Genomic DNA, 8074 nt, shown 5'->3' on the forward strand with positions numbered 1-8074 from the left:
GCTACGTCATCGAGGCGGTCGAGCTCCTGGCCGCTCTCGCCCCCAGCCTGGCCGACGCGGTGCGGACCGCGTCGGCGAAGGCGTACCTGATCCTGGACGGCACGCTCCTGCCGATCGACCGCATCGCCGCGGACCGGCCGTTCTACTCCGGCAAACACAAGAAGCACGGGATGAACGTGCAGGTCATCTCCGACCCCTTCGGCCGACTGCTATGGGCCTCACCAGCCCTGCCCGGCGCCGTCCACGACATCCGCGCGGCCCGCGAACACGGAATCGTCGATACCCTCGCCGAGGCCGGCATCCAGTGCTGGGCCGACAAGGGATACCGAGGCGCTGGCGGCGCAGTCCGCATTCCGTGCTGGGGACGGTGGGAGACCCTCTCCGCAGGCCAGAAGGCAGTGAACCGGTCCCACTCAAAGATCCGGGCCCTCGTCGAGCAGGCCGTCGCCACCCTCAAGTCCTGGCGGGTCCTCCGCAAACTGCGGTGCTCGACCACCCGGATCACCAGCCTCGTCCAGGCCGTCCTCACCCTTCATCTGACCAGCTCAGAGTGAGGTTGGAAAAGGCTCAGTGTGCGCGGTCTGGGCCACGCTGGCCGGGGCGGCGTTCGTGGACCGCGAGCTGTACGTTCCGCGGTCCTGGGCGGACGACCCGGCCCGCCGCGGCCGGCCTGCCGGGCGACCTGGAGTTCGCGACCAAGCCCGCGCTGGCGCTGCGCCTGGTCGAGCGGGCCCTGGCCGCAGGCCACCGACCGGGCTGGGTGACGGCCGACGAGGTCTATGGCAGCGACCCGATGCTGCGAGCCGGTCTGGAGCAGCACCGGATCGGCTACGTCCTGGCCACTGCGCGCTCGATGCGGATCAGCATCGGCCCGGCCCGGATCCACGTCGACGACCTGGCAGCCGGCCTGCCCGAGTACTGCTGGCATACCCGCAGCGCCGGGGCCGGTGCCAAGGGACCGCGCTGGTATCAGTGGGCGTACCCACACCTGGACGAGCCCGAACCGCCGGAGCGCGGGGGGCGCTATCTGCTCATCCGGCGCAGCCCGACCACCGGCGAGACCGCGTTCTACCGCTGCTGGGCCCCAGCTCCGGTGTCGTTGAACACGCTGATCGGCATCGCCGGGATCCGGTGGAAGGTCGAGGAGGCGTTCCAGACGGGCAAGGGCCTTGCCGGTCTAGATGAACACCAGGTCCGCCGCTACGTCTCCTGGGCTCGGTGGACCGTGCTGGTCATGCTCGCCCACGCCTTCCTCACCATCGCCGCCGCCGAGCAGCCCGAACCACCCGACAACGCGCAGATGATCCGGCTGACCCGCAACGAGATCGCGCACCTGCTCGCCGTCGCCGACCACAACCGGCCCCACCCGCCCGGACACCGACAGCACTGGTCGCAGTGGCGACGACACCACCAGCACACCGCCCAACGACGCCACTACCAGCGACGACAAGCAGCGCCGCTATGACAAATCTCGAACGTCAGCTGGAGTACTAGGGCGGCGACGGTCGGTTCATCGGGTTCACTCTGTAACGCTTTTCGCACCTCGAACCAAGAACAAGTGAAGTGCCTTTGAAGAACTCCGGTACACCTCCGACGATGAGGACCGGGATGCCTCCGAAGAGAAGGAGTCGCCTGTGGATGGCGCGGAACGTTTACGGGGTAGGCCCGCAGCGGCGGTACGTGACCCGCAGCTCTTCGAAGAGTTCTATCGGCGGCACGTGGACGCGGTGATGCGTTTCGTGGCCCGGCGTGTCGACGACCCGAACACAGCGGCTGACCTGACGGCCGAGACCTTCCTCGCCGTCCTCGACTCGGCCGACTCCTACCGGCCGCGCCTCGGCAGCGAGACGGCCTGGCTGTACGGCATTGCGCGTAACGTCGTGTCGTCGGAGCGCCGCCGGGTCGCCCGGGAGGCGGAACGCGATCTGCGCTTCTCCGGACGGCGGTTGCTGGAGGCCGACGACGTCGTCCGCATCGAGGACAAACTCGACGCTGAGAGCCCCGGCCGGCGTGCCCTGGCGGCGCTGGCGAGGCTTCCCGAGGGCGAGCGGGCAGTCATGGAGCTGATCGCGGTGGACCAGCTCACGGTTACCGAGGCGGCGGCCGCGCTGGGCATCCGCCAGGTCACGGCCCGGGTCCGACTGCACCGGGCGCGCAAGGCCCTGCGGGAGGAGGCGGACGTCAAGGCCGCGGAGACGAATCCCGTGGCCGCACAGACAAGCTCCACGGGAGCGGAGACGCCGGACGCATCGCTGTTGTACGTCGCAAGGGGAGAGGCATGAGTACGAGGACGACGTTCGAGGACCGGCTGCTGGGTGAGCTGAAGAGGGAGATCGAGCGGCGCGAGGCCGGGGTAGGCGGCACCGGATCGGCTGAGGTCAAGACGGGCGTCGGCAGGGCGAAGGCTTCAGTGGGCCGTCTGTTCGCTCCGCGCCGGATGGCCGTCGTTGCGGCGGCGTGTGCGGCGGCCTGGCTGGCCGCAGTGGTGATGCCCGGTTCGCCGACCGGCTCGAACGCATACGCGGTGGAACCGGTCGGCGACGGCAGTGTCAAGCTCACGGTCAAGGACCAGAGCATCAGTGTCGCGGCCCAGCGTGAACTCGCGAGGAAGGTGCGCCCATGGGGCATTCACGTGACCGTTGACGTGCTCGCTGCCGGCTACGTCTGTGAGCGCAGCAAAGTCGCCTCTCCGCTCGTGGCGATTGATGAACAGGGCAACCGTGTACCCGTCATCCCCTTTGAGGCCGGCTGGGACGTCACGCTGCGCCGGGGCAACGTGCTGACCTTCGAGAACACCAAAGGCAGCTCCCAGCCGCGCGCGGTCGAGTTCTACGAGACCAAGAGCGAGGCCGAGCCCTGCGTTCCGATGAAGGTCGCCCTGCCGGACTAGCCGACGGATCCACCGAAGCACGTTGACGCCCGCGGAGCCGAGGTTCCGCGGGCCGCAAGGCAACCGGGGGAACCGCATATGGCGCACGGTCAGCCCGCAGCGCGGGCGATGGGCATGGTGAGTTCGCCCCCACCTTTCGCCCCTACTTGGACCTGGCGCAGCCACTGAAGATCACACGGGTGCTCGCGGCGTAAAGCGCCTCATCAGGCGTGTCCTGTCTCCCGCCACTTGCGGCCGCATCTTCGACGGCCGCATCAGAGGCTTGGCGATCTCCCCCCGCCCCATGACCAGCCCAACGAATGCCCCACCAAAGAGGACTCGGTCTACGAATGGAACCCTCACCCCTCGTCCCTGCTTCGCCGGGTCAGTCACCTTCCGTGATGTTGCGGTCACCCACATCCACCGTGTCGGCCGGTCTGTCGCGGTTGGGCTGGCTGGACGCGTTGCGCGGCATCGCGGCACTCGTCGTTGTGTTCGACCACTCGTCGTACGCCTTCATGGCGGAGTTCCGGTGGGAGTTCATGCCGGAGTTCAACACCAGCCGGTACGGCATCATGGTGTTCTTCCTGGTGAGCGGCTACATCATCCCCGCGTCGCTGGAGCGCCGAGGCTGCGTCCGGACGTTCTGGATCGGACGAATATTCCGCATGTACCCACTGTGGGCGGCTGCCGTAACCGCGGTCCTCGCCCTCCACCTGATGGGAATCGCCGAGATTCGCGCCAACTTGGGCCGGCAGAGCCTTGCCGCCGTAGCCGTCGCCCATGTCACCTTGCTCCAAGAGCTGCTGGGGACGCCCAACCTCCTTCTTCCCCTGTGGACACTCTCGTATGAGATGGCCTTCTACCTGCTGGTGGTTGCTCTCTTCACGGTCCGCCTACACCAGCAGTCGGCAGCGGTCGCCGTCACCCTGGCCGTGCTCGCCGCCGTAAGCGGGACGGCAGGGGTCGTGCTGCCGGTCTCCGCCCTCTCTGGCGCGGTGGGCACCGGCCCGCTGGTCGCGGTTGCCTCGATCGCCATGGTGGTCGCCATCTGCTGTGCGAGTGCTGTGTCACCCGTGCTTCGCGTGTCAGGGGGCGTGTTGGGCGGGGTGCTGGCGCTTGTCCTGGCATCTTCCAACGGCACGGTCCCTATGTGGGAGGGCCTGGTGATCCTTGCTGTGATGTTCCTCGGCACCGCCGCCTACCGGGGCGAGCACGGTCAGAGCACCTGGCGGTACGCTGCGTGCACAGCCGTCGTGGTGGTGGCCTGCGCGGTAGGGAGTGCGTACGGATACGGCGGCGGGTCCCGTTTCACACGGCGCGGCTGGATCGTGGCATTCCTGCTGGCCGTGCTCACCTTCGGTGTCGGACTGGCGTTGCGCCGCCGGCGGATCCCGCGCTGGCTGACCGGGCTGGGAACGATCAGTTACTCGGTCTACCTGGTGCATCCGGTGCTGCTGGCGGTGACCGACGGCACGATAGGCCGGTGGCGGCGGGACAATCTCGTGCTCGAAGTGGCGTTCTTCGCCATGCTGCTGCCCCTGTGCGTGCTGACCTACCGTTACATCGAAGCACCAAGCCAGATATGGGGCCGGAAGCTGGAACGCCGCGCTTGGCCGCCGCGACGAAAGCCCGTACCGCATGTATCTCGCCATCCTGCCTGGAGCACCGAAACACCCCGGGCCGATCTGGTCCGGGGCATTTTGACGGCAGATACGGGCCAGTGCGTCGCCCCAAGCTCACACCGGTCAAGGCCGCCTTCCCCAGAGGCTCTACGACGGCTGGGAGACGTCCAGCAGATCGCCGACATGTTCAACGTGCCGCGCTCCATTACGCACGGACGACTCGACAACACCAGGACCGCGCCTTGGCAGGTGAAGAAGACGTGGCCAGGAAGCTCCGAAAACTACTGACGGGTTGCTTCCCCGCCGGTGTCCGGTTGCGTCCATGGAGGTGGTGTACGGGTTCGACCTGATCCGGGGGTTTGCTCCGGCGTCGGGATGATGCCAGCATAGATGAACGGCCACTGGCTGATCTTCGAGATGTCGAGTCACGAAGGAGATCAGCACGATGACCGCACCAGACAGTGTGCCCCTGGGCGGCAAGGTGACGGCGAACGGACTCGCCCGGTGGCTCGGCTAGTCGTCGCACCAGCGGACAAGGTCAGCACGTCGACTGGTGACCCCAGCCCTCAAATGGGCACAGGGCACGGCCCGGCGGTGGTGGACGGTGCCCCGTGGGCGCAGCGCCGAGGGCAAGGAGGCAGGCAGCGCAGAGCAAGAGAGCGGCCCGGGTCTACTCCAAGATGTGCTGAGCGCCTGAACCGGCGGCGCCCCGCTCTGGATCGGCGGATCCAGAGCGGGGCGCTGTGCATGGCCGGGGGCGGCCTACTTGAGCGCGACGGCGTCGCCGGCGGAGATGACCCGCATCGTCGTCGCCGTGCCGGGGAAGTACCAGCGCCAGCTGCCGGCCGAGGTCGCGGTCACAGTGGTGCGGAGGTTGCCGGTGCTGTTCGTGGTCGCCGACTTCACGGTCCGGTAGGAGGTGGCACCTGCCTGCTTGAACTGCAGCTGGACCTCCCGGTTGATGTAGCCGTGGTACTTGAGGTCGGTCCAGTTCGCGCGGGTCAGCCGACCGGTGACGGTGAGCTTGCTGCTTTTGGCGACGGGCTCCGGCGAGGCATTCGTCGTCAGCACGGCAGCGCGCTTGACGCGGAACGCTGCGATGGAGTCGGAGATCCAGTAGTCACCGTCGTTCGCCTGGACGGTCGCGTTCACCGTCCAGTCACCGGCGACCGAATTGGCGTCCCAGCCGTCGTTGCCGCTGCCGTAGTCGTCGATCCACGCGGGGTTGATCTCCATGGTCGCGGTGCACACGGACGTGGTCGCGCTGATCTTCTTGCACGAGGTCCCGATGTGATCCACCGGGCCGTGGCCGTTGTTGCGGTTGAACGCCGAAACACAGCTGACGCCCTTGACCCCGGAGTTGTCCTTGATCGTAATGGCGATCGGGAAGGTCTTGACGTCCTTAACCCCGACGATCACGTTGCCGCCGTTGTTCACCACCGCCTTGGTGACCCGGATGTCACCCCGGCCCTCGGCCTGCGCGCTCGGCGCAGTCACCAGCATGGCGGACACAGCCCCCACTGCCGCCCCCACAGCAATCTTCTTGCGCATGTCCCACCCCTGTTCCTCCCGCCGTGCTGACGGGAGGAACAGACTAGCGACGCATCGGACCCGAGATCATCGGACTGGCTGCAGAAACAGCAGGTCAATCCCCCGATACTCCGCCGGACGGGTCGTCGGCGCACCGCACGGCAAGTGTGCCGGGCCCGGCGCGGAGGGCTCCATGGTGGCGGTCGTTCGCGGTTCGGCCGCCGTCGAGGGAGATACCGACCTGGACACCGAATCGGGGCTGCGCCCGACCCGCAGAGGACCGGGCACAGGGCCGCTCACCGCTTGGCCGTCAGACCGACTTGCTGGGGTCGCCGAAACCGGGCTGCGCAGGCTCGCCCTTCCCGCCCGTGGTGATGCTGATCGTCACGTCGCCGCCCGCCACGGCTGGAGCGGCGATGCCGGCGACGGCCAAGGCCACCGCGGCACCCGGCCAGGGTCAGGATGATGACAGCGATGCTGGACAGAAAAGCCATGGCTTCCGGTCTCCTTGAGTCGGACGCGCGCCCGTCGACTGGCGAGAGGAGAATCTCCGCGAGGCCAGGCCGTAGGAAGCAAGGGTCCCGCGGAGGTCTCCCTTCGCTTTACCGAAGGGGCGTCGAGGCTCCCCTGTTCACCAGGCAGCGGGCAAGAGATGTCGGGATTGCGCGCTCGAGTTCCTGCTCGAGCTGCACGAACAGCGCACTCGCACCCTGACGCCGATCGACAACGCCAAGAGCTGCAGGCGCACCCGCGTCGCCGAGATGAACGAGCAGGTCGCCGCCAACCTCGATCGCAGGCGAGCTGGAGGGCAGCCAGGACGAGCGCGAGGAGGCTACGGATTCCGGCTCGGTCGGTTCCCGACCGGGCAACGGGCCTCCGATCCCTACTTCGACGCCTGGAGGCTGCCACCGAACGCAACCTGCAGCTGGAAGCGGAGAACCGCGAACTGCGACAGGCACTCGCCCTCGCACTCGGCGAGCGGCGCATCGCCGACCTGTCAGGCCAACCCTCGCGACACGAGGACCCGTCCATCGCACATCCCAGGTCAGGGACCAGTGGACCTTGGCGACGATAAGCGGTCGACGAAGGGGAAACCCGTGGGGCACCATCCAGGGCGAGGTCCGATGATGAGGAGGGCTGTGATCAGCCAGGGCGTGAAAATCACAACGCGGTGCGAAGCCTGCGGAGGTGTGCTGATACGCGACACCGGTCAGTTCATCGACCGCGATCGGCTGTGGTGGGGAACTGTGGGATCCTGCCAGGCCTGCCCCATTGCCTGGTGCGAGCAGGACAGCGGCCACGACACTCCGGAGGAGATCCGCCAGGCGCTCTTGGCAGAACATGGACCTGCCCGGCTCCGGCTGATGGAGCCCGAGGCCAAGTCGGTGCCCGTCCTACGCGCTCTTCGAGAGATTCACGGACTGTCACTGGCACAAGCGCGAACCGTGGCAGACGAGTTGAAGACGACTGGTCTGGTGGGCACGCTAGTTGAGATGGAACTCACGGCCGCCCGGCTCCGACACCGCTCAGTCAGAGCTACTGTCGAAACATCGCCCAACTGACCGTCATTGGTGGCGACAGGCTGAGAGGCACAATTTCCGCAGCCGGAACAGTCCCCCATCCTCCACCTCGAGCAAGCGCCACACCGGCGTCGACACCCTCGGCCTGCTGTTGGCCGTCTCGGCCACCGTTGCGAGCGTTTCCGACAACGCCGGCATTCACCTGCTGTAGAACATCGCGCAGGCACATCCTCGCGTCACCAAGGCATGGGCCGACACCGTCCACCGCACCGTTCTTGGTCGCGAAGGGGACCTCGTCGTCGATCCCGGCCGCGCGGCAGCGGTCACGGTCATCCGTCCAGAAGACGGGGACGTAGAGCTCGCGGTCGATCAACGCCCCCGTGGCGGAGGCATAGGCCAGGAACGTTCCGATCTGGCTGTTGTCCGTGCGGCCGAGGGCCCGTATTTCAATAAGTGCTCGGCAGAAGGGTGTTGGTGGGAGTCTGAGATATGACCCCGTGTCTGTCAGGCCGCGTTGCCGCTCGTGCTAT

General features: G+C 67.4%; 6 protein-coding genes and 3 pseudogenes. 6 read left to right on the plus strand and 3 right to left on the minus strand.

From position 1 onward, the window contains the following. The 5 genes and pseudogenes from ACFYWI_RS38075 to ACFYWI_RS38095 form a co-directional block, all read left to right on the plus strand. On the plus strand, positions 1–554 hold a 554-nt coding region (locus ACFYWI_RS38075), incomplete at its 5' end, for a transposase family protein (protein WP_389240706.1). Beyond that, positions 551–1465, plus strand: coding sequence for a transposase (locus tag ACFYWI_RS38080; RefSeq protein WP_389240708.1), 915 nt, complete (start codon positions 551–553; stop codon positions 1463–1465). The genes ACFYWI_RS38075 and ACFYWI_RS38080, both read left to right, overlap by 4 nt. A 169-nt stretch (positions 1466–1634) precedes the next feature. Beyond that, positions 1635–2282: an RNA polymerase sigma factor gene (locus ACFYWI_RS38085; RefSeq protein WP_389240710.1), complete on the plus strand. Its 648-nt coding sequence runs from the start codon at positions 1635–1637 to the stop codon at positions 2280–2282. Next, positions 2279–2890 (plus strand): hypothetical protein, encoded by a 612-nt coding sequence (locus tag ACFYWI_RS38090; protein WP_389240712.1) that lies wholly within the window; start codon positions 2279–2281, stop codon positions 2888–2890. The genes ACFYWI_RS38085 and ACFYWI_RS38090 overlap by 4 nt, the downstream gene beginning before the upstream one ends. 380 nt (positions 2891–3270) lie before the next feature. Beyond that, positions 3271–4497, plus strand: a pseudogene (locus ACFYWI_RS38095) (acyltransferase family protein); the annotation flags it as partial. 759 nt (positions 4498–5256) lie between these two features. Here the strand turns inward: ACFYWI_RS38095 and ACFYWI_RS38100 are convergent. Next, positions 5257–6045 carry a hypothetical protein gene (locus tag ACFYWI_RS38100; protein ID WP_389240714.1) on the minus strand — a complete coding sequence of 263 codons (789 nt, stop codon included), beginning with the start codon at positions 6043–6045 and terminating at the stop codon, positions 5257–5259. 289 nt (positions 6046–6334) lie between these two features. Continuing rightward, on the minus strand, positions 6335–6463 hold the full coding sequence (locus ACFYWI_RS38105) for a hypothetical protein (protein ID WP_389240716.1): 129 nt from the start codon (positions 6461–6463) through the stop codon (positions 6335–6337). Between the two features lie 1196 nt (positions 6464–7659). Between ACFYWI_RS38105 and ACFYWI_RS38110 the strand changes: the two are divergent. After that, a pseudogene (locus ACFYWI_RS38110) lies at positions 7660–7815 on the plus strand (IS5/IS1182 family transposase); the annotation flags it as partial. A gap of 3 nt (positions 7816–7818) precedes the next feature. Here the strand turns inward: ACFYWI_RS38110 and ACFYWI_RS38115 are convergent. Further along, positions 7819–7977 (minus strand): annotated as a pseudogene (locus ACFYWI_RS38115) (transposase); the annotation flags it as partial. Between the last annotated feature and the right edge of the window lie 97 nt (positions 7978–8074).

The sequence above is a fragment of the Streptomyces sp. NPDC002889 genome (genome assembly GCF_042888425.1).
In the GTDB taxonomy this organism is placed as follows: Bacteria; Actinomycetota; Actinomycetes; order Streptomycetales; family Streptomycetaceae; genus Streptomyces.